This window comes from uncultured Slackia sp., from assembly GCF_959608125.1.
Lineage (GTDB): Bacteria > Actinomycetota > Coriobacteriia > Coriobacteriales > Eggerthellaceae > Slackia.
This window is the reverse complement of the sequence record NZ_CAUHPG010000015.1, coordinates 1-25168: the sequence shown is the minus strand read 5'-3', so window position 1 is coordinate 25168 and position 25168 is coordinate 1. Positions and strand designations below refer to the sequence as shown.

The 25168-nt window shown below is 61.2% G+C and carries 23 protein-coding genes; 19 read left to right on the top strand and 4 right to left on the bottom strand.

Going from position 1 to position 25168, the window contains the following annotated elements:
- Window position 1 precedes the first annotated feature (1 nt).
- The 18 genes from Q6E04_RS05890 to Q6E04_RS05800 all read left to right on the top strand — a co-directional run bounded on the left by Q6E04_RS05890 (window position 2) and on the right by Q6E04_RS05800 (window position 21593).
- Window positions 2-412, top strand: a complete 411-nt coding sequence (locus tag Q6E04_RS05890) for an Rrf2 family transcriptional regulator (protein ID WP_303249882.1) — start codon at window positions 2-4, stop codon at window positions 410-412.
- Complete coding sequence (locus tag Q6E04_RS05885) at window positions 409-1272, top strand: adenine glycosylase (RefSeq protein ID WP_303249881.1); 864 nt, start codon at window positions 409-411, stop codon at window positions 1270-1272. The genes Q6E04_RS05890 and Q6E04_RS05885 overlap by 4 nt, the downstream gene beginning before the upstream one ends.
- Window positions 1273-1410: 138 nt before the next feature.
- On the top strand, window positions 1411-1950 hold the full coding sequence (gene rbr, locus Q6E04_RS05880) for a rubrerythrin (protein WP_303249880.1): 540 nt from the start codon (window positions 1411-1413) through the stop codon (window positions 1948-1950).
- A 398-nt stretch (window positions 1951-2348) separates the two neighbouring features.
- Window positions 2349-3587: a hydrogenase small subunit gene (locus tag Q6E04_RS05875; protein ID WP_303249879.1), complete on the top strand. Its 1239-nt coding sequence runs from the start codon at window positions 2349-2351 to the stop codon at window positions 3585-3587.
- Entirely contained in the window at window positions 3587-5224 is a 1638-nt protein-coding gene (locus tag Q6E04_RS05870; RefSeq protein ID WP_303249878.1) for a nickel-dependent hydrogenase large subunit, read from the top strand. Before Q6E04_RS05875 ends, Q6E04_RS05870 begins: the two co-directional genes overlap by 1 nt.
- A gap of 1 nt (window position 5225) precedes the next feature.
- Window positions 5226-5912, top strand: coding sequence for a cytochrome b/b6 domain-containing protein (locus Q6E04_RS05865; RefSeq protein WP_303249877.1), 687 nt, complete (start codon window positions 5226-5228; stop codon window positions 5910-5912).
- A 485-nt stretch (window positions 5913-6397) separates the two neighbouring features.
- A complete protein-coding gene (locus tag Q6E04_RS05860) occupies window positions 6398-7540 on the top strand; it encodes an aminotransferase class V-fold PLP-dependent enzyme (RefSeq protein ID WP_303249876.1) in 1143 nt (380 codons plus the stop codon).
- Window positions 7537-8334 (top strand): acyl-CoA dehydratase activase, encoded by a 798-nt coding sequence (locus Q6E04_RS05855; protein ID WP_303249875.1) that lies wholly within the window; start codon window positions 7537-7539, stop codon window positions 8332-8334. Before Q6E04_RS05860 ends, Q6E04_RS05855 begins: the two co-directional genes overlap by 4 nt.
- 76 nt (window positions 8335-8410) lie before the next feature.
- On the top strand, window positions 8411-9592 hold the full coding sequence (locus tag Q6E04_RS05850; protein WP_303249874.1) for a double-cubane-cluster-containing anaerobic reductase: 1182 nt from the start codon (window positions 8411-8413) through the stop codon (window positions 9590-9592).
- An 11-nt stretch (window positions 9593-9603) separates the two neighbouring features.
- Window positions 9604-10227: a sulfurtransferase-like selenium metabolism protein YedF gene (gene yedF / locus Q6E04_RS05845; protein ID WP_303249873.1), complete on the top strand. Its 624-nt coding sequence runs from the start codon at window positions 9604-9606 to the stop codon at window positions 10225-10227.
- A complete protein-coding gene (locus Q6E04_RS05840; protein ID WP_303249872.1) occupies window positions 10224-10481 on the top strand; it encodes a putative Se/S carrier-like protein in 258 nt (85 codons plus the stop codon). The genes yedF and Q6E04_RS05840 overlap by 4 nt, the downstream gene beginning before the upstream one ends.
- 509 nt (window positions 10482-10990) lie before the next feature.
- Window positions 10991-14146 (top strand): molybdopterin-dependent oxidoreductase, encoded by a 3156-nt coding sequence (locus tag Q6E04_RS05830; RefSeq protein WP_368656403.1) that lies wholly within the window; start codon window positions 10991-10993, stop codon window positions 14144-14146.
- A gap of 13 nt (window positions 14147-14159) precedes the next feature.
- Entirely contained in the window at window positions 14160-15098 is a 939-nt protein-coding gene (locus Q6E04_RS05825) for a 4Fe-4S dicluster domain-containing protein (protein ID WP_303249869.1), read from the top strand.
- Window positions 15091-15855, top strand: coding sequence for a cytochrome b/b6 domain-containing protein (locus Q6E04_RS05820; RefSeq protein ID WP_303249868.1), 765 nt, complete (start codon window positions 15091-15093; stop codon window positions 15853-15855). Before Q6E04_RS05825 ends, Q6E04_RS05820 begins: the two co-directional genes overlap by 8 nt.
- Window positions 15856-16092: 237 nt before the next feature.
- Window positions 16093-17001: a formate dehydrogenase accessory protein FdhE gene (locus tag Q6E04_RS05815; protein ID WP_303249867.1), complete on the top strand. Its 909-nt coding sequence runs from the start codon at window positions 16093-16095 to the stop codon at window positions 16999-17001.
- A gap of 148 nt (window positions 17002-17149) precedes the next feature.
- Window positions 17150-18214 carry a nucleoid-associated protein gene (locus tag Q6E04_RS05810; protein WP_303249866.1) on the top strand — a complete coding sequence of 355 codons (1065 nt, stop codon included), beginning with the start codon at window positions 17150-17152 and terminating at the stop codon, window positions 18212-18214.
- Between the two features lie 206 nt (window positions 18215-18420).
- Entirely contained in the window at window positions 18421-20100 is a 1680-nt protein-coding gene (ettA, locus tag Q6E04_RS05805) for an energy-dependent translational throttle protein EttA (RefSeq protein ID WP_303249865.1), read from the top strand.
- A gap of 152 nt (window positions 20101-20252) precedes the next feature.
- On the top strand, window positions 20253-21593 hold the full coding sequence (locus tag Q6E04_RS05800) for a Na+/H+ antiporter NhaC family protein (protein ID WP_303249864.1): 1341 nt from the start codon (window positions 20253-20255) through the stop codon (window positions 21591-21593).
- Window positions 21594-21844: 251 nt separating this feature from the next.
- Here Q6E04_RS05800 and Q6E04_RS05795 read toward each other — a convergent pair whose 3' ends face one another.
- On the bottom strand, window positions 21845-22960 hold the full coding sequence (locus Q6E04_RS05795) for a hypothetical protein (RefSeq protein WP_303249863.1): 1116 nt from the start codon (window positions 22958-22960) through the stop codon (window positions 21845-21847).
- Window positions 22961-23091: 131 nt separating this feature from the next.
- Between Q6E04_RS05795 and Q6E04_RS05790 the strand changes: the two genes are divergently transcribed.
- A complete protein-coding gene (locus Q6E04_RS05790; RefSeq protein WP_303249862.1) occupies window positions 23092-23325 on the top strand; it encodes a hypothetical protein in 234 nt (77 codons plus the stop codon).
- A gap of 95 nt (window positions 23326-23420) precedes the next feature.
- On the opposite strand, the gene Q6E04_RS05785 is transcribed toward Q6E04_RS05790, so the two are convergent.
- The 3 genes from Q6E04_RS05785 to Q6E04_RS05775 all read right to left on the bottom strand — a co-directional run.
- Window positions 23421-23675, bottom strand: coding sequence for a type II toxin-antitoxin system HicB family antitoxin (locus tag Q6E04_RS05785; protein WP_303249861.1), 255 nt, complete (start codon window positions 23673-23675; stop codon window positions 23421-23423).
- 154 nt (window positions 23676-23829) lie between these two features.
- Window positions 23830-24870, bottom strand: coding sequence for a DUF3644 domain-containing protein (locus tag Q6E04_RS05780; RefSeq protein WP_303249860.1), 1041 nt, complete (start codon window positions 24868-24870; stop codon window positions 23830-23832).
- Between the two features lie 76 nt (window positions 24871-24946).
- On the bottom strand, window positions 24947-25168 hold a 222-nt coding region (locus Q6E04_RS05775), incomplete at its 5' end, for a hypothetical protein (RefSeq protein ID WP_303249859.1).

Below are 25168 nucleotides of genomic sequence, written 5' to 3'. Positions count from 1 at the left end.
CATGGAGCTCACCCGTCGAAGCGATTACGCATGCCGCATCATCCGTGCGGCCTATGACAGCAAGGATGCGTACGTGTCCGTTTCCGAAGTGGCCGAGCGCGAGAACATCCCCTACGCGTTCGCTCGCAGCATCCAGCACGATTTGGTACATGCCGGGCTTCTGAAGACCGTGCGCGGGGCTAAAGGCGGATTGTCTCTCGCATGCGACCCGAGCACTACGACGCTGCTCGAAGTACTCGAGGCCCTGCAGGGTCCGATCAACATGTCGCCCTGTGCTGCCGATTCGGGATACTGCGAGCGTTGCGGCGAATGCGAGTTCCGCGGCGTTTGGAAACGCGCTGACGACCTGGTGAAGGATTATTTCGATTCCATCACGCTCGAATCGCTGTTCGAGGGGCAGCGTCGCCCATGACGGCCGCGTTGCCGAATGGTATCTCGCGCGCGGCCATCGATGAATTCGTCGCTCGCGTGCGCGAGCAGGGGAATGAGCTGTATCGCGACCTTCCGTGGCGCAACACGCGCGACCCGTATGGCATTTGGATCTCTGAAGTCATGCTACAGCAGACGCAGGTCGCTCGCGTTCTGACGCGATGGGAGCGTTTTATGTCCCGTTTTCCTACGGTGGACGCGCTGTCGGCCGCGTCGACCGCCGATGTCGTCGAGGAGTGGCAGGGCATGGGCTACAACCGGCGTGCCCTGGCGCTTAAGCGCGCCGCCGATATCTGCTCATCCGAATTCGGCGGAGCGCTTCCCGTAGGCGTCGACGAACTTTGCAAGCTGCCGGGAATCGGGGAGGCCACGGCGGCGGGGATCACGGCGTTTTCGCGCGACGTTCCCTGCATATATATAGAGACGAATGTGCGCGCGGTGTTCATTCACGAATTTTTCCCTCATGCCGAGCGTGTGACCGATAAGCAGTTGCGCCCCCTCGTCGAAGCGGCGTGTCCTTCCGAAGATGTGCGCGGCTGGTATTACGCGCTGCTCGATGTGGGGTCGTATCTTAAAAAGACTCAGGTCAACCCAACGAGGCGTTCTGCTTCTTACACGCGTCAGAGCGCTTTCGAAGGCTCACGCCGCCAAAAGCGCGCCTGGATCGTGCGCGAAGTCATGTCGTGTCCCGGCATTGCCGACGAAGAGCTCCTCGCTCGGCTGGATGCCGAGGAATTGCGTGCCGGACGAGACCGCGTTTCCGTCGCGGATTATCGTTCGATCATGGCCGACTTGTCACGTGAGGGATTCTTTTCTCAGACGGACGGACGTTGGCGGGCGTAGCGCTCGGATCCTTCGTTCTGTGTCGTTTTATGCATGTATAAGGGCGGCATGATATCCTTGACGAAGGCGCCGCATGCCGTGCGGCGCCTTCGTGCGCAAATATGCTGCGCGATCGTCTTCGTGGAAAGGGGAGATTCCATGGAATTGAAGGGAAGCAAAACCGAGAAGAACCTCATGGCGGCATTTGCCGGCGAATCTCAGGCCCACACCAAGTATCTGTATTACGCATCGCAGGCGAAAAAGGACGGCTACGTCCAAATCCAGAACATTTTCGCCGAAACGGCCAAGAACGAATCCGAGCATGCGAAGCTTTGGTTCAAAGCCTTGCATGGCGGGTCGATTCCTTCGACGCTCGAAAACCTTGCCGATGCGGCGTCGGGCGAGAATTACGAATGGACCGACATGTACGCAGAATTCGCCGCGACTGCTCGCGAAGAAGGTTTCGACGAGCTCGCCCGTCTTTTCGATGGTGTGGCAGCGGTCGAAAAGGAGCATGAGGCTCGCTATCGCAAGCTGATCGAGCGCATCAATGCCGGCGAGGTCTTCAAGCGCGGCGAAGTGCACGCATGGAAGTGCAATAACTGCGGTCATATCCACATCGGAACGGAGGCGCCCGAAGTCTGCCCGGTGTGCAATCATCCACGCGCTCATTTCGAGATCCGCGCCGAGAACTACTAGGACACGCGCATCGTCTCGACAAGACGACGATTCGCGCGTTATGCGCCTTGAAGGGAGCCGTATCTATAGATACGGCTCCCTTCTTTTACGCGTATGCATAATTTTGTATCGCCCATTTGACACGAGTGCGCAGCCAATTGCTTTTTTAGTGCATACTTCGTTTTCCACGCATCACCTTTATTGGGTGATAAATATTCCGTACACGTCTTTGACCTGGGGCATGTTACCAAGTTCTAATAATGTAATATCAAGTTGCTACAGCATCATGATTTCGTAACATTTTTATGCCTTTGAACAGGAATTTTGCATAAATGCCATTTTTTGGTGTCGGGACGGCAACAGTTCGCGGATAATGCCGCCTGTCAGTATTTTCGACACATCTAATAGGAGGTGTATGTATGGACAACGAAGCCACTGTCTCAGAGTTTCAGGGTATGCTCGATTCGCGAGGAGTCTCGCGTCGTAGCTTCATGAAACTGTGTGGCACGCTCGCGGTCATGGTGGGCCTGGGCGAGGCCGCCGCGCCCCGCGTGGCTCAAGCTCTCGAAGAGTCCGTCATCGGAGCAAGCCAGGGCGATCTGTACCCCGTCATTTGGATCGAGGGTGCTTCTTGCACGGGTTGCACGGAGGCGTTCGCTCAGCTCGACGCTCCCGATGCCGCTTCCGTCGTGCTCGAGATGATTTCGCTGAATTACAGCGAAACCTTGAGCGCCGCCGCAGGCTGGTCCATGGAGGAAGCCAAGGAACAGACCATCAAGGCCGGCAACTACATCCTCGTCTACGAGGGCGCCGTGCTGAACGGCTGGGGCGGCAACGCCCTGCGCATCGCCGGCAAGACCGGCAACGAGCATCTGATCGAGGCCGCCGAGCATGCCAACGCGGTCGTCGCTTTGGGTTCGTGCGCCGTCAACGGCGGTTGGATGGCGGCTCATCCCAATCCGTCCAACGCCGAAGGCGTGCAGATGTTCCTCAAGGAGCAGGGCATCGAGACTCCCGTCATCAATATTCCCGGCTGCCCGCCGAACCCCGAGTGGCTCTGCGCCATTCTGATCGACGTTCTGCTGCTGGACAAGCTTCCCGAGCTCAACGCCGAGAACAAGCCCGTTCAGATTTTCGGCCAGACCGTGCATGACAACTGCCAGCGTCGCGGCCACTTCGAGAACGGCGAGTTCGTCTATCAGTTCGGTTCGCCGGAAGAGGCCAAGGGCTACTGCCTCTATCCGCTGGGTTGTCGCGGTCCTCAGACCAAGGCCAACTGCGGCGTCGTTCGCTATAACCATCGTCGCAGCTGGTGTGTCGAGGCAGGCGCTCCCTGCATCGGTTGCTGCGAGGCCAACCCCGAGAATCCGGGTCAGAACTGGGTCGAGGTCAACACCCCGTTCTACAAGCGCCATCGCGACCTGCGCATCGGTGATTTCGTGGTCCAGCCCGGCACCATCGCGCTCGGCGTGACCGGTATCGTCGCCGCCGCTCTGGTGGTCCACGGCTTCGGCATGAAGGCCGCCGGCCGCGTTCCCAAGGGCGCCGATTTCGAGAAGGTGCGCGCTTGGGACGCCAAGCACCCCGATAAGTCCATCGGCGTGTACGCGAAAGAAGACCTCGAAGCCGCTAGCAAGAAGAAGGGAGGCAACCAGTAATGGCACGTTCCATCATCGACCCGATTACCCGCATCGAAGGCCACCTGCGCGCTGAGATGGAAGTCACCGACGGCGTGGTCACCGACGCATGGGTTTCCGGCGGTTGCTTCCGCGGCATGGAACTCGTCGTGCGCGACCGCACGCCCGAGGACGCGGCGCAGATCGTGCAGCGCATCTGCGGCGTGTGCCCCGTTTCGCATGCTCATGCCTCTGCAATCGCGGCCGAGAAGGCCTATGGCATCAGCATTCCGAACAATGCACGCATCATTCGCAACCTGATCGAGGGCTCTCAGTTCCTGCACAGCCACATCCTGTGGTTCTACAACCTGGCAGGCCTCGACTACGTGAATCCGCTCAATGCGCTTTCCGCCGACGCGACGGCCGCCTATGATCTCGCTGCCGAGCTCGGCACGCCGTCCGCCGACTTCGTCGGCTTGCAGGACCGCCTGAAGAAGTTCGCCGAGAACGGCCAGCTCTCCATCTTCAGCGGCAACTGGTTCGACACGGGTGAGTACAACCTCACCCCCGAGGCCGACCTCATCCTGACGGCGCACTACCTCGAGGCTCTTCAGATGCAGAGCAAGGCGTCTGAAATCGCCGCGCTGCTCGGCGGCAAGATGCCTCACATCATGACGATCGTCCCCGGCGGCACGGCTTTCGTTCCCACCGAGGAGAAGCTCGACGACCTCAAGGGTCTCGTCGACGAGCTGTACAACTGGGTCGCTTCCACGATGATTCCGGATACGCTCGCCGTGGCCAAGTTCTATCCCGAGGCCGCCACGTTCGGCAAGGGTGTCGGCCGCTACGGCGCATGGGGCGTCTTCGAGCGTCCGTCCATGGAGATGAACGAGCGCTACCTGCCCGCAGGCGTCCTCGACGAGAACTTCTCGCTCTCCGACGTCGACGAGTCCAAGATCACCGAGTATGTCGGTCGCTCCTGGTACGAGGGCGATGCCGACCTGCCTCCGTTCGAGCAGGGTGTCAAACCCGCCTTCACGGAGTACAACGTCGACGACCGCTACACCTGGAACAAGTGCCCGCTGTATGACGGCAAGTCTCTCGAAACCGGCGGCTTCGCCCGTCTGCTCGTGGCCTACAAGCGCAACGTTCCCTTCGTCGTCGAGCATATCGACTCGCTGCTCGAGGCTCTCGGTGCGAAGAAGGGCGACCTTTCCGCGCTGCAGAACACGCTCGGCCGTACCGGCTCTCGTCAGATCGAGACCCTCTACATCGCTACGCTGATGAAGGAATGGGTCGAAGAGCTGTGCGAGGCCGTCAAGGGCGGCGACAGCGCCTACTTCGAGATCCCCGACCACATCACCGGCGAAGGCACCGGCTTCTGGGAGGCTCCGCGCGGCGCTCTCTATCACTCCGAGAAGGTCAAGGACGGCAAGATCGAGGATTACCAGATCGTCATCCCGTCCACCTGGAACCTCGCTCCGCATGACCCGCATGGCAACTACGGTCCGCTCGAGCAGGCTCTGATCGGCGTGCCCGTGGCAGACATCGAGAAGCCCATCAACGCGCTGCGTACCGTCCACAGCTTCGACCCCTGCACCGCTTGCGCCGTGCATATCGTCGAGCCGAAGACGGGCAAGAAGTTCGAAACCGTTACCAGCCCTTGGGGGGTGAAGTAAGATGGCCCATCTCGCGCATTACTGTGAAGCGCATCCCGCGCCGTTCCGTGTGACCCACTGGGTCAACCTGATCGCGATGATCTTGTTGATCGTTACGGGCTTTTGCATCCACTTCCCGTTCTGGCCTGAGTTCATGGGCATCGCTCGCGGCGTCCATATCTTCTTCGGCTTCGTGATCTTCATCAACTGCCTGCTGCGCATCGTGCTGGCCTTCGTCGTGAAGTCCGCTCCCGCGGGCGGCACGCGCGAACTGGTGCCCGACTACAAGACCTGGCTGCCCCAGGCCGACAACAAGCATCAGCTCGGCGCATGGATCAAGTACTACCTCTTCCTGAAGAAGGACCATCCGCTGTCTGCAAAGCTCGGCGTGCCCCAGAAGCTTTCCTATCTGGCCATTCCGCTGCTGCTGGCGTTCATGTTCTTCACGGGCCTGCTCCTGTGGCCTCCCACGGCCAACCTGCCGGTGTTCGAGGCGGCCATCAACATGATGGGCGGTGCGATGAGCGTTCGCATCATTCACTACTTCATGATGTTCGTCTTCATCTGCTTCACGATGCTGCATGCCTACTTGGCCAACATCGAGGGTCTTGCTCCCTCCAAGCTCATGTTCTTCGGAACCGAGCACGGCGGTCTGACCTACGATCCGGAGAAGCACAACATCTCTGGCGAGGACAAGCTCGATCATTAAACGCGATCGCGTGCCTCACGGCTCTTTGAAAGAATGGCGGCGTAATGCCGCCATTCTTTTTTATGTTCCGGAGGCCTGCGGCGGGGCATCGCTGCGGCACCATGCTGTTTTGAGGCCGACATATCGGCAATTTATAGGTAAATACGTTATTTAAGACTATATCTTGAATACAGGCGGGCTAAACCCGATATCTGATTGCATATTCTCTTATGGCATTCGCGCGTTTAAAAGAACCGTCCGCCGCTCGGGGCGTTTGCGCGACGCGTCGCGTCTTATACTAAACAGTGACGCAACGCATCTCTGCTTGCAGCGTCGCGTCTTTTTCTCTCTGCCTCGCACATTCAATCGAATCAATATCTCGTGAAGAAATCGCGCCGTTTCCTCGGCGTCCGTTCGACTGCGCCCTGGGTCATTCTGCAATCTTTCGGCCCACGGAGAAACGCCGCATTCTTCCACGTTTCGGTCAGCATGCAAGGTGATTGCCCATGATTTATCTCGACAACGCTGCGACGACGATGAAAAAACCCGATGAGGTCATCGATGCCGTGACGTGCGCCCTGCGTTCGTTCGGCGGTCCGGGTCGCGGCGTCCACGAAGCCTCTCTTGCCGCGAGCGAGGCTCTCTATGGCGCTCGCGTTCGCGCGGCGGAGCTTCTCGGCGCGCCCGATGCTTCACGCGTCGCTTTCGCCGCAAACGCAACGGCTGCGCTCAATACGGCCATCGCGGGAACGCTTCCGTACGAAGGCCGCGCGCTCACCACGGCCGCATCGCACAATTCGGTGCTGCGCCCCCTATTCAAGGCGCGCGACGAGTGCGGATGCGCCGTCGATGTGGCGCCCATCGACGTCGACGGCTCGCTGCGCCTCGACGAATACGAACGTCTGCTTGCCTTGAGGCCCGATATCGTCGCCGTGACCCATGTGTCGAACGTGACAGGCGATGTCTACGACGTGGCCGCGATGGCCCGCTTGGCTCATGAGGCCGGTGCGGTCTTTATCTTGGACATCGCGCAAAGCGCGGGCGTCATTCCCGTCGATCAGGCAGCCCTCGGCGCCGACATCATGTGCTTCACCGGTCATAAAAGTCTGCTGGGCCCTCAAGGCACGGGCGGACTGTGCGTCGCCCGCGATATCGAAGTTGCGCCTTTTGCCGAAGGCGGATCGGGCGTGCATAGCTTCGATGAGCGTCATCCGCGCTTCATGCCCGACGCGCTCGAAGCCGGAACGGCGAACGCCCACGGCTTGGCAGGCCTTGCGGCAGGTATCGCATATTTGCAGCACAAGGGGATCGATGTCGTTTCGGCCGAGGTCGCTCGGCTTTCCGCACGTTTTCTCGAGGGCGCGCAGGCGATTGGCGGGGTGCGGGTCGTCGGCGGTGGTTCAGGAAAACGATGCGCGATCGTCGCTCTCGACGTCTGCGGCGCCGATGCCGCTGCGGTGGCGATGCGTCTTTCGATGGAGTATGGAATCTGTACGCGCGCAGGTGCCCATTGCGCTCCTTTGATGCACAAGGCACTCGGCACGCAGGACGGCGGCGTCGTTCGCTTCAGCTTCTCCCATCTCAATACCGACGAAGAAATCGATGCGGCCCTTGCGGCCCTCGAGACGATTGCAAGCGAGGAACGATGACGGATATCACCGACCAGACGAACGAATCTAGAACCGACGAGCCGATTCGCGTCGGCATCGACATCGGGTCCACGGCGGCGAAGGCGGCTGTGGTCGAAAACGGGAAGCTCGCATTTACGACGGCCATCCCAACGGGCTACAACAGCACTGATGCGGCGATGCGGCTCGCGGACGAGCTTCGCGTCCAGGGCTACGACGTCGATGACCCGCGCATCCGTACGGTCGCCACGGGATACGGACGCATCTCGGTTCCTTTCGCCGACAGAGCCGTCACCGAAATCACATGCCACGGGCGAGGGGCCGCGTTTTTGTTCGGCGATGACGTGACGGCGATCGATGTGGGCGGACAGGATACCAAGGCGATCCGCCTGGTGAAGGGAAGGGTGTCGAAATTCGTCATGAACGACAAGTGCTCCGCCGGCACGGGCAAGTTCCTTGAAATCATGGCGAACAGGCTCGGCGTTTCGATGTCTGAGCTGTCGGTGCTGGCGCGCGAGGGCGCGCCGACGCCTATTTCGTCCATGTGCACCGTATTCGCCGAGTCCGAGGTCATCTCGCTGATCGGCCGCGGAATTCCGCGCGAGGACATCGCCTGCGGCGTCATCGATTCGGTTGTGGCCAAGGTGGTTCCTTTGGTCTCGCAGGTAGGGGGCGACTCCTATGTGCTCACGGGAGGCTTGTGCGACGAAGCCTATGTCGTGCAGCGTCTTGCCGAGGCTTTGGGGGCGCCGGTGCGCACGACGCCCGAGGCCCGTTTCGCCGGGGCCATCGGGGCGGCGCTGAGCTCGTCTTAAGAAAACCGGCGCCTCCGTCTGCTGATGCGAAGGCGCCGGCAGCATGGAATTCGAAGTCACGAAAGGAACGATGTTCATGACCCAGGAAAAAACGACGCCGCAGGGCGCTCCCGACACCTTGCCCGAAATCTTCGAGGCGTTTGACGACGCTCGCCGCGCAGGCTTCATTGCGGCCATGGAGTTCAAGCAAAACGGCGGAAAACTTGCCGGATGCCTGTGTTCCTATACGCCGCTCGAGCTGCTCGACGCGGCGGGCATCGCCGCCGTCGGTTTGTGCGGCATGAGCAACGAGACCGTTCCCGATGCCGAGGCCGTCTTGCCCAAGAATCTTTGTCCGCTGATCAAGGGCACGTACGGCTTCGCGCTCACGCAGAAGTGCCCCTATACCTATTTCTCCGATCTGATCATCGGCGAGACCACGTGCGATGGCAAGAAGAAGATGTACGAGCTTCTCAATGACATCAAGCCCACCTACGTCTTGCATCTTCCGCAGAGCCAGAGCCGCGCTTATGCCTCCGACATTTGGCGCGAGGAAGTCGAGCTGCTGAAGCAGGAGCTCGAGCGCCGCTTCGATGTCGAAATAACCGACGAGGCGTTGCGCGCCGCCGTCCGCTTGCGCAATCGCGCCCGTCGCGCTTTCAGCAGGCTGTATGCCCTGCAGGAGAACGTGCCGCCTGCGATGAGCGGCGTCGAGATGATGACCACGCTTCTGAAAAGCACGTTCAGCTTCGATGTAGAGAAGTTCGTCGAGTCGGTCGAGGCGCTCGCCGAAGCGCGCGGTACCGCTTACGAGGCGGCGGAGCGCCCTGTCCCCGCTTTCGCGAAGCGTATCATGCTCACCGGCTGTCCGTCGGGCGGCGTGATCCAGAAGGTCGGCATGACGGTCGAGCGCAACGGAGGCGCTATCGTGTGCCTCGACGATTGCTCAGGGGAGCGCACTCAGAGTATGCTTGTCGACGAAGATGCCGACGATATCCTGCGCGCCATTTCCGACCGTTATCTGAGCATCAACTGCTCGGTCATGACGCCGAACGAGGGCCGTATCGAAAACAGCCTCGCCATGGTCGAGAAATACCGGGTCGATGGCGTTATCGAGGTTGTTTTGCAGGCATGCCACACGTTCAACGTCGAGTCCGCGAAGGTCGCGGCCGCATGCGAGGAGCGCGGCATTCCGTACCTGAAGATCGAGACCGATTACTCGACGGGCGATCTGGGCCAGCTCGAGACCCGCATCGCCGCCTTCATCGAGATGCTGTAGGAGGACCGATTATGAAAATCATCGACGCTTTCGGCAAGCAGTGCCCGCTGCCGCTGGTGATGGCGAAAAAAGAGCTCGATGCGGGATGCACCGAGCTTGCCGTGCAGGTCGACAACGAGACCGCCGTGAAAAATCTTTCCAGGCTCGGCGAGAAGCAGGGTATCGGCGTTTCCGTCGACGCGATCGAAGGAGGGTGGCTCGTCTCATTCGCCGTGGGCGAACACGGCGCTGTCGTCGAGCTGGCGGCTCCTGTCGGCGCCGATGCCTCCGTGCAGAGCGTTTGCGGTCCTGCGGGCTGCGGTTATGCGGTCTTCGTCAAGAGCGATTCTATCGGAACGAGCGAGAGCGAGCTTGGCGGAAACCTGATGAAAATGGCGCTTTATACGCTTTCCGAGGCGGGCGACCCCCCTGCTTCTCTTCTGTTCATGAACGAGGGGGTCAAGCTGATCGTCGAGGGCCAGGACCAAAACATCGAAAGCGTTCGCAAACTGATGGAGCGGGGCACCGAGGTGCTCGTGTGCGGAACCTGCCTCGATTTCTATGGCCTGAAGGAAAAGCTCGCGGTGGGAGAGGTGTCCAACATGTACGACATTCTCGGCCGTATGCGCGAGGCTGCGAAGGTGATTGCGCTGTGACCGAGCCCATGTATGTGATGGCGTTTGAGTCGACTCATGCGGCCATGGCGGCTTATCATGCCCTTGCACAGGTCAAGCCTGCCATGATTCCCACGCCGAAGGCGATTTCTGCGGGTTGCGGCATGTCGCTGCGCTTCGCGGCGCAGGACGCGGCCGCCGCGCTCGCTCTTGCTGGAAATGTGGAACAGGTCAAAGGACTGGCGTCGCTGTATGCCGACGAAGACGGCTCGTTCTCTTTGATCGAGAGGCTCTAGGCGCGCATCGTGAATAAAAGCAGGCGCTGCATCGCGTTTGTGGAGGGCGGGCCCGAAACGGTTGGCGTTTCGGGCCCGCCCTCGTTAAAAGAAAGACGAGATGGCTGCGTTTCGAACAGGAGAATTCGACGTTTTCGCGTCGACAGGAAGTGGGTCAAGCGCGCGGTCTGCGATTTCCTTACCATTCAGCGCAGCCTACAGGCGCGTTCTTCGGTCAATTTCAGAGAGGCGTGTGTACGAACGGAATCTAAGAAAAAAGCATGTTTTGGTCTTAATAAAAGCATGTTTCGCATCTTTTATGCATGATGTGTCCATTTGCCGAATCAAAGGGCATGGCGTTGCCTTCCGCCCCGTGTAATTGATGCCGCGATGCTACCATTGCAAAATGTAACGGGAAGGTAACGCCTCCTCGTTTCCGGTTTTCGGTTCATGCTCGATTTGGAATTCGCGATGCATGAGCCGATTCTCGAGGATATGCACGTGACAACAGAAAGAAAGGAGACGAGGCTATGGACCTGACACGCAGGGGCTTTTTCAAGGCCGCGGGCGCGACGTTCGCAGCGGGCGCGGCGTTCCAGCTCGCATCGGCTTCGCCGGCGCTCGCCGTCGAAGCCGATAAGACTTGGAAGCTTGTGAACACCGAAGAGTACACGAACATCTGCTGTTATTGCGCAGGAGGATGCGGCTCGCTTTGCTCGGTTCGCGACGGCGAGCTCGTCAACCTGGAGGGCGACCCCGACCATCCGATCAATCAGGGCGGTCTGTGCCCGAAGGGCGCTTCGATGTTCCAGCTTCGCAACATCGTCGACCCCGAGACACGCGAGGTCATCAAGAATCCCGACCGCATCTCCCGTCCCATGGTGCGCCGCCCCGGTGCTGCCGATTGGGAGGAAATCAGCTGGGAGGACGCCATCCAGGAAATCGCGCGCAACGTCAAGGATACGCGCGATGCCACCTTCGTCGAGACCGACGAGACCGGTCTCACGGTGAACTACACGCCCGCCATTGCGAGCTTGGGCGGCAGCCAGCAGAACTCCGAAGAGGAGTACCTCATTCTCAAGGCCATGCGCAGCCTGGGCGTCGTAGCAGTCGACAACCAGGCCCGTGTTTGACACGGCCCCACCGTTGCCGGTCTGGCAGCATCATTCGGTCGCGGCTCTATGACGAGCCATTGGTGCGACTTCCAAAACGCCGACGTCATTATGAACATCGGCTCCAACAGTGCGGAAAACCACCCCGTCAGCTCGAAGTGGATTCATAAGGCCCACGAGAACGGCGCGAAGTGGATCGTCGTCGACCCGCGCTACACCCGTACGGCCGAGCAGGCCGATATCTATTGCCCCATTCGTTCGGGCACGGATATCGCGTTCTACGGCGGCTTGTACAACTACATCATCGAAAACGATTTGTGGCAGCACGAGTACGTGCTGAACTACACGAATGCTTCCTATCTGCTCGATCCCGAATACGAATTCGATCCCGCGACCGGTTTCTTCAGCGGCTGGGACGAAGAGGCGGGCAAGTACAGCGACCATAGCTGGCACTATCAGGTCGAGTCCGAAACCGTTTGGGACACTTCCGAGGGCGGCGATTACGCATGGGCCGTCGCAGAGGGCGTGCCCGAGTTCACTCCTCCCGTAGTGCAGCATCCCAAGCGTGACATGACCCTGCAAGATCCGCTGTGCGTTTTCCAGCAGTTCAAAAAGCATTATTCCCGCTACGACATGGACACCGTGTGCAGCATCTGCGGCATGGACAAAGAGACGCTCGAGCTGGTGTATTTCACCTACGCCTCCACCGGCCAGCCCGGCAAGGCCGGCGCCATTCTGTACGCGCTCGGCCAGACGCAGCACACCTACGGCGCTCAGAACACGCGCGCCATGTCCGTCTTGCAGCTGCTCCTGGGCAACATCGGCGTTCCCGGCGGCGGCCTCAACGCGCTGCGCGGCGAGCCCAACGTCCAGGGCGCTACCGACATGGGCATGCTGGTCAACGAGCATCCCGCATATCTGAAATGGGCCAACACCACGGACCGCTCTTCGTTGCGCAAGTGGCTCGAGTCCCAGACGTATTCCGACGGCTATTACACCAACAAGCCTAAGTTCCTCATCTCGAGCTTGAAGGAATGGTTCGGCGAGAACGCCACGGTCGAAAACGACTACGGCTACGACTGGTGGCCGAAGGTTCCCACGTCTCCCGACTTCACCATGATGTCCACGTTCGAGCTCATGGACCAGGGCGTCATCAAGGGCTACTTCAATTGGGGCATGAACCCGTGCCACTCCGCTCCGAACGCCGGCTTCGTCCGCCGCTCCATGGCGAAGCTCGATTGGCTGGTCGTTGCCGACCAGGTGGCCACCGAGTCGGCCACGTTCTGGAAGGCCCCGGACATGAATCCGGAAGAGATCGACACCACGGTGTATTTCCTGCCGTGCGCGCTGATCTACGAGAAGCCGGGCGTCATCCTGAATTCCGGCCGCTGGCTGCAGTACCGCAACAAGGCGGTCGAGCCGTGGGATATGGCCAAGCCCGACTACGAGATGTGCGACCTCATCTGGCGCGAGGTCTGCCGTCTGTACGAGGAAGAGGGCGGTGCCAACCCCGACCCGATTCTCAAGACGAAGTGGGACTACTACGTCGACGGCAAGATCGACCCGCGTCCTGTGGCATGGGCCCTCAACGGCTATCGCGTCGCGGGCACCGAGTGCGATACGACGTCTGGCGCGCCCAAGACCGACCTGCTTCCGGGCTATGGCGACTTGAAGGCCGACGGCTCCACCGCATGTGCGATGTGGATCTACTCGGGCTTCTGGAGCAACAACGATGCTCCGCTCGACCCGGCCGAGCAGCCTATCGGCCGTCGCGACAATTCCGACGCTTCGGGCATCGGCCTGAATTCGACCTGGGCATACGCCTGGCCGAACAATCGCCGCATCCTGTACAACCGCGCTTCCGCCGACATGGCGGGCAAGCCGTGGAACCCGGATAAGGTTCTGGTCGAATGGACCGGCGACAAGTGGAACCTGGTCGACGCGGCCGACTTCGTCGCGGCCAAGAACGGCGCTCCCGTTCCGCCGAACGACAAGGCCTTCTTCATGCTGTGGGAGCAGAACGGCCGCCTCGAGAGCTACGGCATGACCGACGGCCCGCTGCCCGAACACTATGAGCCGTTCGAGACGCCCGTCGAGAGCAATCCGCTCAACGGCGCGCTTAACAGTCCCTGCATGATGTTCGCGCGCAACGAGTCGACCAAGAAGGGCGATTCCGCCTCGTACCCGATCGTCGCCACCACCTACTCGGTCACCGAGATGTGGCAGACCGGCGGCCAGTCGCGCATGTGCCCGGCGCTGGTCGAGGCCATGCCTTCGCAGTTCGTCGAGATCAGCGAAGAGCTCGCGGCTGAGAAGGGTATCGAGAAGGGCGACAAGGTCCGCGTGTTCAACAACCGCGGTTCCGTCGTGGTCGACGCCGTGGTCACCAAGCGTATCAAGCCGCTGATCGTCCATGGCGAAACCCAGCATCTGGTGGGCCTGACCCATCACTACAGCTGGGCCGGCGTCTTCGGCACGGGCGATACCGTGAACGACCTGACCCCGAACGTGGGCGACCCCAACTCGTTCACGCCCGAGTACAAGGCGTTCCTCGTGGATATCGAGAAGGCATAGGGAGTGAATTGGCATGAGTGAAAAAGCAATACTGTTCGATTCCTCCAAATGCACCGCTTGCAAGGGATGTCAGATCGCGTGCAAGTGCTGGAACGGGCTCCCGTCCCCGACGGGCCTTAACGAGAACGAGTTCACGGGCACGCTCCAGAATCCGCCTGACGTCAACGGCGACACTCGTCTGATCATCACGTTCAACGAGTACGACGCCGAAGAGGGCATGTCGAACAAGAGCGTCGCGTGGGCCTTCGGCCGCCGCAGCTGCCAGCACTGCTCCGACGCCCCGTGCGCCCAGGTCTGCCCGGGCGGCGCGCTCGTCAAAGACGAAGAGACCGGATTCGTCGCCGTCGACGACTCCAAGTGCATCGGCTGCCAGTACTGCAGCAGCGCATGTCCCTTCGACGTGCCGCATTACTACGGAGCCCATAGCAAGGTCAACAAGTGCACGGGCTGCATCGACCGCGTCCAAAACGGCATGGCTCCCGCATGCGTGACCACCTGCCAGCCGGGCGCCCTGCAGTTCGGCGATCGCGACGAGATGATCGCTATCGCCCATAAGCGCGTCGAGTTCCTCAAGGCCCACGGCTACGAGAAGGCGACCGTGTACGGCGAGAACGAAATGGGCGGCCTCCATGTGATCCAGGTGCTGAAATACGGCGTCGAGGCTCATGGCCAGGTCGAAGACCCGAAGGTGAGCCCCATGGTCGGCCTCCAGCAGGTCATGAAGCCCATCACGGCCGTCGGCACGGGCGCGACGGTGCTCGGTCTGGGCGCTATGTTCGCCCTGGCGGCCGGCTATCGCCATAAGAATCTCGCGTACAACGAGAAGACCGGCGATACCATCGACGTCGACACCGGCGAGGTCGTCAAGCACGGCGACGCTCAGGACGAGCTGACGGTCGTCGAACATCTGACCGAGAACCTGCCTAAGAAGAAAGGAGGCAGCCATGAGTAGCGCCGTGAAGGTTTCCGCCGCCGACGAAGCCCTCGATCGAGAGTTCCTCGAAGAGCGCAAGGCGAGCGAGACGGGCCGATACATCAAGCGCCATTCCAAGCAAGCGCGCTGGACGCACGGCATCACCATCGTGTGCTGCATCCTGCTGTGCTTCAGCGGCCTGTTCGTGTTCGTTCCGGTCCTGGGTCAGGCGATCGGCGCCGATAGCGTGTTCGTCATCCGCATGGCGCACCGCGTGCTCGGCGTGCTGTTCGTCGCCGTTCCCCTGATCAGCGCGATCATGGCCCCCAAGGGCGTCGCGCATATCTTCAAGAACCTGTTCGCGAAGTGGGACTCCGACGACAAGAAGTGGATGATCCTGTTCTTCCCGTACCTGTTCATGGCGCGCTTCATCCACATGCCCGACCAGAGCGAGGTCAAGAGCGGCCAGCGCTTCGCCGACGGCATGCTGTGGCTCTTCGGCGCCTTGATGGGCATCACGGGCGTCGCCCTGCTGCTCGACACCACCGTGCTCGATTTCGGCGCAGGCGTCTACGGCGTCATGCTGTTCTTGCATGACCTGGGCTTCCTGGGAATCGCCGTGTTCGGCCTCGCGCACATCTTCCTGGGCGGCGGTATCTTCCAGCCTTACAGGGGCATGCATCGCGCCATGTTCGGCGACGGCCTCGTCTCCGAATCCGACGCGCTCTATCACTGGGGCCACTGGGCTCGTGCCGAGCTCGAAGACGGCAAGAACGTGGTCGAGAAGCGCAAGTAAGCGCCTCTTACCCGACGTTGTCTCGGAGGGAAGGCCGCCGCGCCGGCAGGTTTTCCCTCCGGGCCCCGAGGGTCCGCGCATGCGGTTTCGCCGGTTTTCCGACGCCGCATGCGCGGGGCCTGCGTTCGACTCGAAAGGCGCCTTGTCGCTTCGCCCGATAAGGCGCCTTTCGCTTCGAATGCGTTACCTATCGGAATTCGGACTCGGCTCCGTTCGGGCCGGGATGGGAGAGTATCCATGAATCTGAGGCTGGCAGATGCGGCGGTGGCCGCATATAAAGAACAGCTCGACGACGCCGACAACGCCAGGCTCGCGTTTTTCCGCGCGATTTGGGAAGTGCAGGAGCAGATCGCGGCGGATCACGCTCCGGCCGCGCATGTGATGCCGGACGCCGACGACCTGCGCACCTGGGCCGGCGAGGGCTCGCCGGTGCTCCACTGCGCGCCGCTTTCGATCGATGCCGCCGCCTTGAGCGACGCGTGCGGCCGCATCGCCGCGTGTGCCATCGAAAAGGGCGGGTTCGCCCCCGAAGCCACGGCGGTCCTTTCCGCGTTCGATTGGGCGGCGGCCGTCGAGGCCTCGCCGCTCGAGGTGGCGGGCAGCAATCCGGCCGCCTACGTCGACGCGTTCGCGCAGAAGATGCTTGCCGACGGCATGGACGAGGCCGCGGCGATCGTCGCCGCATCGGCGGTTTCGCTTGCGCTTCGCGCGCTCGTCGAACCTGCCGCCGCGGCGTTGCAGCGCGCGCTCGAAGACGCGGCCGCCGATGAGGGCCATCCGCTCGAGTGCCCCGTGTGCGGCGCGCCCGCCACGGCGGCCCGCGTGGGCGTCACCAAGAAAAACGACGGCCGCGCGAAGACCTTGTGGTGCGCGCAGTGCGGTTCCACGTGGGCGTTCGAGCGTGTGCGTTGCGCCCGCTGCGGCACGCGCAACCAGGGCCATCTGCATTATTTCAACGTCGAAGGCGACGATTCCCATCGTATCGCCACCTGCGACGAATGCGGCGGCTATATGCGCACTGTGTTCCAGGACGACGCGCTCGCGCCGTTTTCGTTCGATGTCGAAGACGTCGTGATGGCGCGTCTCGACTCGATCGCGATGAATCAGCTGGCTGCCCAGGCGCAAGCCGACGCCGTGCAGCGATAGGGCATCGGCGAGCTCGACCATAGGCGGCGTCGCTTCGCATGCGAGCGGTCCGGCATCCGAACGCGCTTCGGACGCCGGACCGCTTTCAAGTTTGCTATCCTGTATGGCCGCACATCGAACCGACGAGTCGAACAAGGAACGAAGGCTTATGAGCACCCGAATCAACCATGCCGTCCTGCACGTTTTCGATTTCAATTCGTGCGTGAACGTCTTTTCCGAAGAAGAGCTCGACCTGTCGAGCCGCCAGGTGAAAAACTACGTGTCGACGCATGCCCGCCGCGCGCTTTCGAATATCGACAACAAGCACGGCTCCTTTTCCGAAGGTAGCATGTTCGCTGAAAGGCTGCGCGCCTATCGCGACGGCGCTCTCGGTTTCATCGACCTGTCCGTCGAGGCGGCGCAGTTCCTCTGCAGCCAGCTCGAGCACCAGGACAAGGCCGCCTCGGCCGATCTTCTCGCGATCGACTTCGAGGAAGACGCCGAAATCGAGGCGGGAACCGAGAGGCAAGACCTGGTCGACGAAGCCTTCGACGGCCGCACTCCCCGTTATTTCGCCCTGCTTCTGCTCGAAAGCAAACAGGCCTATATGCACGAGGTGGGCCGTGCCGACAACGGGGCGGTGCGCAATGCGATCGCCCGCCATTATGCCATCCTGCCCAATCCGTCCCAGAAGGTGGCGTCGTATGCGGTCGTCGACCTGCGCTCGATGTCTGTCGTCTTCTGCGACAAGCCCCGCTCCATTTCGGGCGAAGAACGCCTGATCATTCCCGACGGGCTTCTGCAGTGCTCGAGCGAGGCGTCGAGCAAAGAGGTCATCGACACGGTGACTCGCATCGTCGAAGAGGTGGCCGACGAATACGGCGCGAACAGCGCGGTGGCGCTTTCGAAGGCGAAGGCGCGCGTAAGCGAAGCCGCCGACGAGGAGGAATATCTCGCTCCATGGGACATGGCGGCCGATGTGTTCGAAGACGAGCCGCTGCAGAAACGCTTCGAAGAGGCTGTGGCCGAAGAACGGCTTCCCGAGCGCATCCCCGTCGAGAAGAAAGTCGCTCAGCGCGTGGCGAAAAACCATAAGATCCGAACGGATACGGGCATCGAGATCACGTTCCCCTCGGAATACAGCAACAGCTCCGAGTTCATCGAATTCGTCAACGCGCCTAATGGCCTGATCCGCATCGAGTTGAAAAACATCGGCAGCATCGAGAACCGTTAGCTGCATCCGAAGAGCCCTTTCGCGCGAGCGAAGGGGCCTTTGCCGCGCGGCGGCGCGGAAATGCTGCGAAGCGTCTCGTCGCCCGGTAGAATACGCAGGACGCGGCGTGAAACCGCGTCTTTTTTCGCATGAAACGCCCGGGGTCGTCGCGTCGCGCGAGTTTCGGGCGTGTTTCTCGAACCGAACTTGAAGAAGGGAAGTGCCGCATGGCGGAATTCATCTACACCATGTATAAAGCGCGCAAGGCGCACGGCGACAAAGTCATTCTGGACGATGTGTCGCTTTCGTTCTATCCCGGCGCCAAGATCGGCGTGGTCGGCCCCAACGGCATGGGCAAGTCCACGCTCCTCAAACTGATGGCAGGTATCGAGGAGGTCTCTAACGGCGAGGCCCGCCTGAGCCCCGGCTACACCGTCGGCATCCTGCAGCAGGAGCCGCCGCTCGACGAGGACAAGACCGTCCTCGAGAACATCCAGATGGCGTTCGGCGACATTCTGGCTAAAATCGAGCGCTTCAACCAGGTCAGTGCCGAGATGGGCGACCCCGACGCCGATTTCGACGCGCTTATGGAGGAGATGGGTAAGCTCCAGGATGAAATCGACGCCGCCAACGGCTGGGACCTGGACAGCCAGCTTTCCCAGGCCATGGACGCGCTGCAGTGCCCCGAGCCCGACATGCCCGTGAATGTGCTTTCGGGCGGCGAGCGCCGTCGCGTCGCGCTGTGCCGCCTTTTGCTCGAAGCTCCCGACCTGCTGCTGCTCGACGAGCCCACCAATCACCTCGATGCCGAGAGCGTGCTGTGGCTCGAGCAATTCCTCAAGCGCTACCAGGGCGCCGTCCTTGCCGTCACGCATGACCGCTACTTCCTCGACAACGTCGCCGAGTGGATCTGCGAGGTCGACCGCGGCCACCTGTATCCCTATAAGGGCAACTACTCCACGTATCTCGAAACCAAGGCCGCCCGCATGGCGGCTCAAGGCCAGCGCGACGCGAAGCTCGCCAAGCGCATGCAAGCCGAGCTCGAATGGGTGCGCAGCTCTCCGAAGGCTCGCCAGGCGAAGAGCAAGGCGCGTTTGGAGAACTACGACCGAATGGTTGCCGAGGCCGCGCAGTCCAAGAAAGTCGATTTCACCGACATCCATATCCCCGCAGGCCCGCGCCTGGGCGCAGAGGTGCTCAACGTCGAGCATCTGCATAAGGCTTTCGGCGATCGCGTGCTGATCGACGACCTGTCTTTCAGCCTGCCGCGCAACGGCATCGTGGGCGTTATCGGCCCCAACGGCGTGGGCAAGTCCACGCTGTTCAAGATGATCGTGGACAAAGAAGAGCCCACGTCCGGCGAGCTCAAGCTGGGCGAGACGGTTAAAGTTTCCTATGTCGACCAGAACCGCGAGGGCATCGATGCCGACAAGACCTTGTGGGAGGTCGTTTCCGACGGTCTCGACTACATGCAGGTCGGCGAAACCGAGGTTCCCAGCCGCGCCTATGTGTCTGCATTCGGCTTCAAGGGCTCCGACCAGCAGAAGCCTGCGGGCGTTCTGTCGGGCGGCGAGCGCAATCGCTTGAACCTCGCCCTGACGCTCAAGCAGGGCGGCAACTTGCTGCTGCTCGACGAGCCCACCAACGACCTCGACGTCGAGACGCTCGAAAGCTTGGAAGAGGCCCTGATGGAGTTTCCGGGTTGCGCCGTGGTGACGAGCCACGACCGTATGTTCCTCGACCGAATCGCCACGCACATCCTGGCGTGGGAGGGCACTGACGAGAACCCCGGCAGCTGGTTCTGGTTCGAGGGCAACTTCGACAGCTATCAGAAAAACCGTATCGAGCGTTTGGGCGAAGAGGCCGCCAAGCCGCATCGCATCCACCGCAAGCTGACGCGCGACTAGCGCGTTGCGAACAGGGCGTGCCGGCGCGAAGCCGGGCGCCCTGCTTCGCGCATGAAGGGCGTCCGCCGGGCGTATCGAGCGGCGGCGCCTTCGTAATAGAGCAGAGGCGTTTCATACGCGTCTCTTTCGAAACATCGTTTGAAAGGTAGGAAATGGAAAACGAGGCAAAGGAGAAAGGCAACGTCAAAGCGTTGCTTCCTATCGGAGTCTTTCTGGTCCTGTATCTGGGCATCGGCATAGTGTTCGAGTACGTCATGGGTATCTCGATGGGCTTCTACAATATTCCCATCGTCGTCGTGTTCTTGATCGCGCTGCTCGTCGCGTGCTTCCAAAACCGCAAGCTTCCCTTCGACGAGAAACTTGCGGTTATGGGAAAAGGCATAGGCGATAAGACCATCGTCACGATGATTCTCATCTTCATGGCGGCGGGCATTTTCGTCGGCGTAGTCGGTCGCGACAGCGCCGAGAGCGTGGCGTATCTGCTGTTGTCGGTTATCCCGCCGCAATACGCGGTGGCGGTCCTGTTCGTGGTGAGCTGCTTCGTTTCCGTGTCGATGGGCACCTCGGTCGGCACCATCACGCTGATCGCTCCGATTGCCGTGGCCGTTTCGGCGGCTTCCGGCTTCGACCTGCCGCTGTGCATCGCTGCGGTCATGGGCGGCGCTATGTTCGGCGACAATCTGTCGTTCATCTCCGACACCACCATCGCGGCCTGCCAGGGCCAGGGCTGCAAGATGCAGGACAAGTTCCGCGAGAATTTCAAGATCGCGCTTCCCGCGGCTATCGTCACGCTGGTCTTGATCCTGGTCCTTTCCATGGGCGCCGATCTCAACGGCAGCATCTCTCATGATTACGATTTGATCCAGCTCATTCCGTACGTGATCGTGCTTATCGGCGGCATCGTCGGCATCAATGTTTTCATCGTGCTTTTGCTTGGCATCCTTTCCGGCACGGTCATCATGGTCGCTACGGGTGCCACGCCTGCCACCGAGCTGCTCGCCAACATGGGCTCCGGTGCCGCCGGCATGTTCGAAACCACCATGGTCGCGGTGCTCGTCAGCGCGATTTGCGCCCTCATCCGCGAGCATGGCGGCTTCGTCGCCTTGCTCAACGGCATCAAGAGCCTGTTCAAGTCCCGCAAGGGCGGCATGCTCGGTATGGGCCTGCTCGTCGGCGCGATGGATATCGCTACCGCCAACAACACGGTGGCGATCGTCATGGCCAACCCGATCGCATCCGATATGGCCAAGACCTATGACATCTCGAAGCGCAAGACGGCGTCGTTGCTCGACACTTTCTCCTGCGTCTTCCAGGGCGTGATTCCTTATGGCGCTCAGATGCTGGTCGCTGTGTCCGCCGCAGCCGAGCTGGGCTACGCTGTTTCCGCGTTCCAGATCATGCCGTTGCTGTTCTATCCGTTCCTGCTGCTGCTCAGCTCGCTTGTCTTTATCTTCATCATTCCCGACAAGCGCCATTACGACGGCGAGGAATAGGCCTTCGAGCCGATTCGTTTGCAAAGATGGGTTTCAAGCGCCCGGTCGCATGCGCGGCCGGGCGCTTTTCTGCCCCTGGCCGTTTGTATGGACGTTTCATGTCGGAATTGCAAGAGAAAGGCAATGTTATCTAACTGCAACCTTCTTTTGGCGCGGGGCGCCCGCGCGGAGGCTCCGTCTTTGCTAGAATGCTCGCTTCTAGCAACTGCGCTTGTGACCTGCGGAAACGTTTTGGAATATCCTAAAATATCCTAACTGCGCAGAAAAGCGGCGTACGCGCGGGCGAACTGCTCGGCGAGCTGGTCCGCGCTCATGCGCAGGTAGTGGCGTCCCGTCACGCCCGGCAGAAGATGCCCCATGAGCACTTCGAGCACGTCGTAGTCCACCCGCCATTCCGCCTGAGCGAAGGTTCGCCAAGAGTTGCGCAGGTTGGCGAACGGGATGTAATCGGACGCGGCGACGCGCCGCCACTCGTAATTGAGGTTGGACACGTTCATCGGCGTGCCGTCGCCGAAGTCTGCGAACCACGGGGAGCCGAACGCCTCGCGTTCCGCCGCTATCTCGCGGAGCCTGACGGCGTACTCGCCCGGCACCACCACGGTGCGCCGGCTCTGCGCGTTCTTAAGGCCGTCCACCGGGGCGCGGCCCTGGTGCTCCATGCGGCGCGTTATCGGCACGAGCGCCATGTCGATGCCCGCGACCGTCTCGAATCGCGTCTCGTCCACGCGGGCGGCGAGGGATTCCCCGGTGCGGCACGACCCGAAGCAGGCGAGTATGTATGCGGCTTCGACGCGCGTGCCGCGAACCGTGGACAGCATCGCGCGTGCGCGGGCGAGGTCGTACACGTCCTTGCTGCGCTGCGCCGAGTTCGCGGGAATCTCGTAGGGGATGCGGAACTTGTTCGTTGGCGCCACCTCGTATTGCACGGCGAAGTCAACGCACTGCCGTAGAACGGCGAGCGCGACGAGCGCGGCGCTGCGGTTCATGCCGGACAGCCACTCCTGCACGGCCACGGGTCGTATGCTGTCAACGGGCGTGCGGCCCCATTTCGGCGCGCAGTCGTTCTCCCACGCGCGGCGGTATGCGTCCACCGTGTTGGGCTTGAGCCTGCCCGCCTCGGCCTTGGCGAGCACCGACGGCCACCACCATAGGCGGTGGACCTGGCCCACCGTCGGCACGGGCGCATCGTCGCCCACGCGCACGCGGATGCGGGCCAATTCCGCGTCGGCCTCCTTATATGTGCCATAAAAGGTATGTGACTTGCGTTTCCTGCCTTCGGGCGTGTTCTCGACCCAACGCAGGATGTATTTCCCCCGCGCGGCCTCTGTGATGGATCCCCAGGAGCGGCGTCGCTGCTTTCGTGGCATAATGTCACCTGCCTTCCTTTGGTTACGAAGGTTGTGCAATGTTCGAGGCCCTGCGCATCTGGTTCGGCGACCTGCGCGGGGCTTTCGCGACTAATCCGCCTTCGCGATGAAGGCCCGAGATCGGAGGCTTCATGGCCGTATTGGACGGAAGGCTCGTCCCCCTCAGCGTCGGCGACGTCGTTTTCTCGGCCGAAAGGGGAGACAGGCTCGTCGTGGTCGGCGTCGACGAATCGTCGGACGGCGTGCACGAAGGAGGCCGCGTCATGCTCGCCGCCATCGGCGAGCCGTTCGAGGCGTATGCGTGCGACCGGGGCGGAGACGTCGCGGTTCACGGCTACTGGTCGACGGGATCGTCCGTTTCGTAGCCGTTCGAGGCCCCGCGCCAGTGTTCCAGCACGTAGGCGCGGGGCTTTCTTTTTGTCGAAGTCAACAAAAAGACCACGACGAGGCGTTTTGCGTCCTAGTCCTCGAGGGCCTCGACGAACACGGACACGCGCTCGCAGCCTTCGGGGGCCTCGGCGCGCTCGTAGGGCGGAAGGGCGCGGCCGTCGGCCAAGGCGGCCGCTATCCACGTCTTCATCGCGTCGGCGGCCATGAACACCGCGTCCCGGTAGTCGTCGCCGCACGTGAAGCATCCCGGAAGCGCGGGGACGTCCACGCTGTAGCCGCCCTCTTCCTCGGGGGTCAGCACCGCGTCGTATATGTACTTTCCCATCATCTATCCTCTCGTCCAGCGGGGCGGCTAAAGCCGCCGCCTCTCATCTCATGCTTCACAACGGCGCAAAAATGGCGTAGTATGTTCCAATCAAGAGGTTTTCGATGACCGACTTGGGAAGGAACAAAGCTGGGTTCCCGAATGGGGGTAGGCCTTACGGCTTAGAATTCCCTTGCTCCTGGGGTCGGTCATCGAAGGCCTCTTTCTTTTTCGAGAGCGCCTGCTTCGCCTCGTCTATGGCTCCCGACGGATTCGCCTTCAGCACGGCGAAGATGTCGTCTATGGCCTGCTGCGAGTAGGCGTACCACGCGCTTTCCGACCCCATGTTCGTATTCGTCGAATATCGCTGGTCGTCTTTCATCCCGTAAAGCTTGGCGAAAAGGTTGAAGTCGGAGGTCGTGAACGACGGCTTCGCGCACCCGCCGCATTCGAGCTTTATTCCCGCCTTGGAGACCTTCCTGTTCACCGCCTCGACGACCGCCTTCGCCCTGAACGGGTATTTGTCCTTCGGGTCGACGACCTGCTTCAGGATGGCAACGGGCATATCGGAACCGGAATCGATTCGGAACTCCAGGTCGGCATCCTTCCTCTTCGTCATTCTCAGCTCAGTCGTGTATGTGAAGGCGTACCGCCTGTTTCCGTCTTCGTCGGCGTTCGAAAGCACCTCGCTTCTGGCGGATATCATCCTGCCGACCACCTCGGGGGAATATCTCGCCCTGCACTCCTCCATGTCGACGGATGATCTCCGGACCGAGAGCATGAGGTGGTTCTCGGGTATCCGGTCGCTTATCTCTATGCCCATGAGCTCACGCGCTTTCCTGTCGTAGTTCTCGACGCACGCCTGGAGAATCGGGGCGTAGATTCCCTCGTATTCCTCCACTACGAAATGAGTGCTTGTGTTCCTGAGGTCGACGACCCTCTCGAGGTTCCTTCTGAGGGGGTCGTTCGCATTGGTGAACACCTTCCTGATGCAGTCGTCGAGCGAAAGCGTCCTGCCGTTCTTCCCCGGATAATAGATCGCCTCCTCTCCGTGCCTTTTCGTTATGAACGCCTTCAGAAGCAGCTCCCATGCGTTGCAGAGGAAGAAGGCGCACCCTTCCACTCTGTATTTGATGGTCGGCCTGTTGTACAGCTCTATGGCGAGGATGAAGGCCTCTTGCGACTTGTCGCAAAGCCTTTCCACGGTGTCGATCACTGGCGTTCCTTTCGTATATTCCCGCGTTGCCGCCTCTTCTTCATCAGGCAGATGCCGCTTTCCGCGTGCGCCCATCCTACACCGCCTCGCTCACGACGCCGGCAGATGAAGCACGTTCGGCCTCCTCCCGGCTTTCGCCCGCTGCCGCGCGGGCGGTCATGGAGATGGTGGACTTCCACTGGGATGAGCACGCGCGGTAGTTGCGCATCAGCTCGGCTTCTTCGGGCGAAGCGTTGTTGCAAGAACGCCTCGGATTGTCGGTCCATCCCAATAAATCGTTCGGGGTACACCCAAGATA

Bases quoted from the DNA above. Each gene is read 5' to 3' on its own strand.
- Q6E04_RS05890 (WP_303249882.1), top strand. From the start codon at position 2: ATGGAGCTCACCCGTCGAAGCGATTACGCATGCCGCATCATCCGTGCG.
- Q6E04_RS05885 (WP_303249881.1), top strand. From the start codon at position 409: ATGACGGCCGCGTTGCCGAATGGTATCTCGCGCGCGGCCATCGATGAA.
- rbr (WP_303249880.1), top strand. From the start codon at position 1,411: ATGGAATTGAAGGGAAGCAAAACCGAGAAGAACCTCATGGCGGCATTT.
- Q6E04_RS05875 (WP_303249879.1), top strand. From the start codon at position 2,349: ATGGACAACGAAGCCACTGTCTCAGAGTTTCAGGGTATGCTCGATTCG.
- Q6E04_RS05870 (WP_303249878.1), top strand. From the start codon at position 3,587: ATGGCACGTTCCATCATCGACCCGATTACCCGCATCGAAGGCCACCTG.
- Q6E04_RS05865 (WP_303249877.1), top strand. From the start codon at position 5,226: ATGGCCCATCTCGCGCATTACTGTGAAGCGCATCCCGCGCCGTTCCGT.
- Q6E04_RS05860 (WP_303249876.1), top strand. From the start codon at position 6,398: ATGATTTATCTCGACAACGCTGCGACGACGATGAAAAAACCCGATGAG.
- Q6E04_RS05855 (WP_303249875.1), top strand. From the start codon at position 7,537: ATGACGGATATCACCGACCAGACGAACGAATCTAGAACCGACGAGCCG.
- Q6E04_RS05850 (WP_303249874.1), top strand. From the start codon at position 8,411: ATGACCCAGGAAAAAACGACGCCGCAGGGCGCTCCCGACACCTTGCCC.
- yedF (WP_303249873.1), top strand. From the start codon at position 9,604: ATGAAAATCATCGACGCTTTCGGCAAGCAGTGCCCGCTGCCGCTGGTG.
- Q6E04_RS05825 (WP_303249869.1), top strand. From the start codon at position 14,160: ATGAGTGAAAAAGCAATACTGTTCGATTCCTCCAAATGCACCGCTTGC.
- Q6E04_RS05820 (WP_303249868.1), top strand. From the start codon at position 15,091: ATGAGTAGCGCCGTGAAGGTTTCCGCCGCCGACGAAGCCCTCGATCGA.
- Q6E04_RS05815 (WP_303249867.1), top strand. From the start codon at position 16,093: ATGAATCTGAGGCTGGCAGATGCGGCGGTGGCCGCATATAAAGAACAG.
- Q6E04_RS05810 (WP_303249866.1), top strand. From the start codon at position 17,150: ATGAGCACCCGAATCAACCATGCCGTCCTGCACGTTTTCGATTTCAAT.
- ettA (WP_303249865.1), top strand. From the start codon at position 18,421: ATGGCGGAATTCATCTACACCATGTATAAAGCGCGCAAGGCGCACGGC.
- Q6E04_RS05800 (WP_303249864.1), top strand. From the start codon at position 20,253: ATGGAAAACGAGGCAAAGGAGAAAGGCAACGTCAAAGCGTTGCTTCCT.
- Q6E04_RS05795 (WP_303249863.1), bottom strand. From the start codon at position 22,960: ATGCCACGAAAGCAGCGACGCCGCTCCTGGGGATCCATCACAGAGGCC.
- Q6E04_RS05790 (WP_303249862.1), top strand. From the start codon at position 23,092: ATGGCCGTATTGGACGGAAGGCTCGTCCCCCTCAGCGTCGGCGACGTC.
- Q6E04_RS05785 (WP_303249861.1), bottom strand. From the start codon at position 23,675: ATGGGAAAGTACATATACGACGCGGTGCTGACCCCCGAGGAAGAGGGC.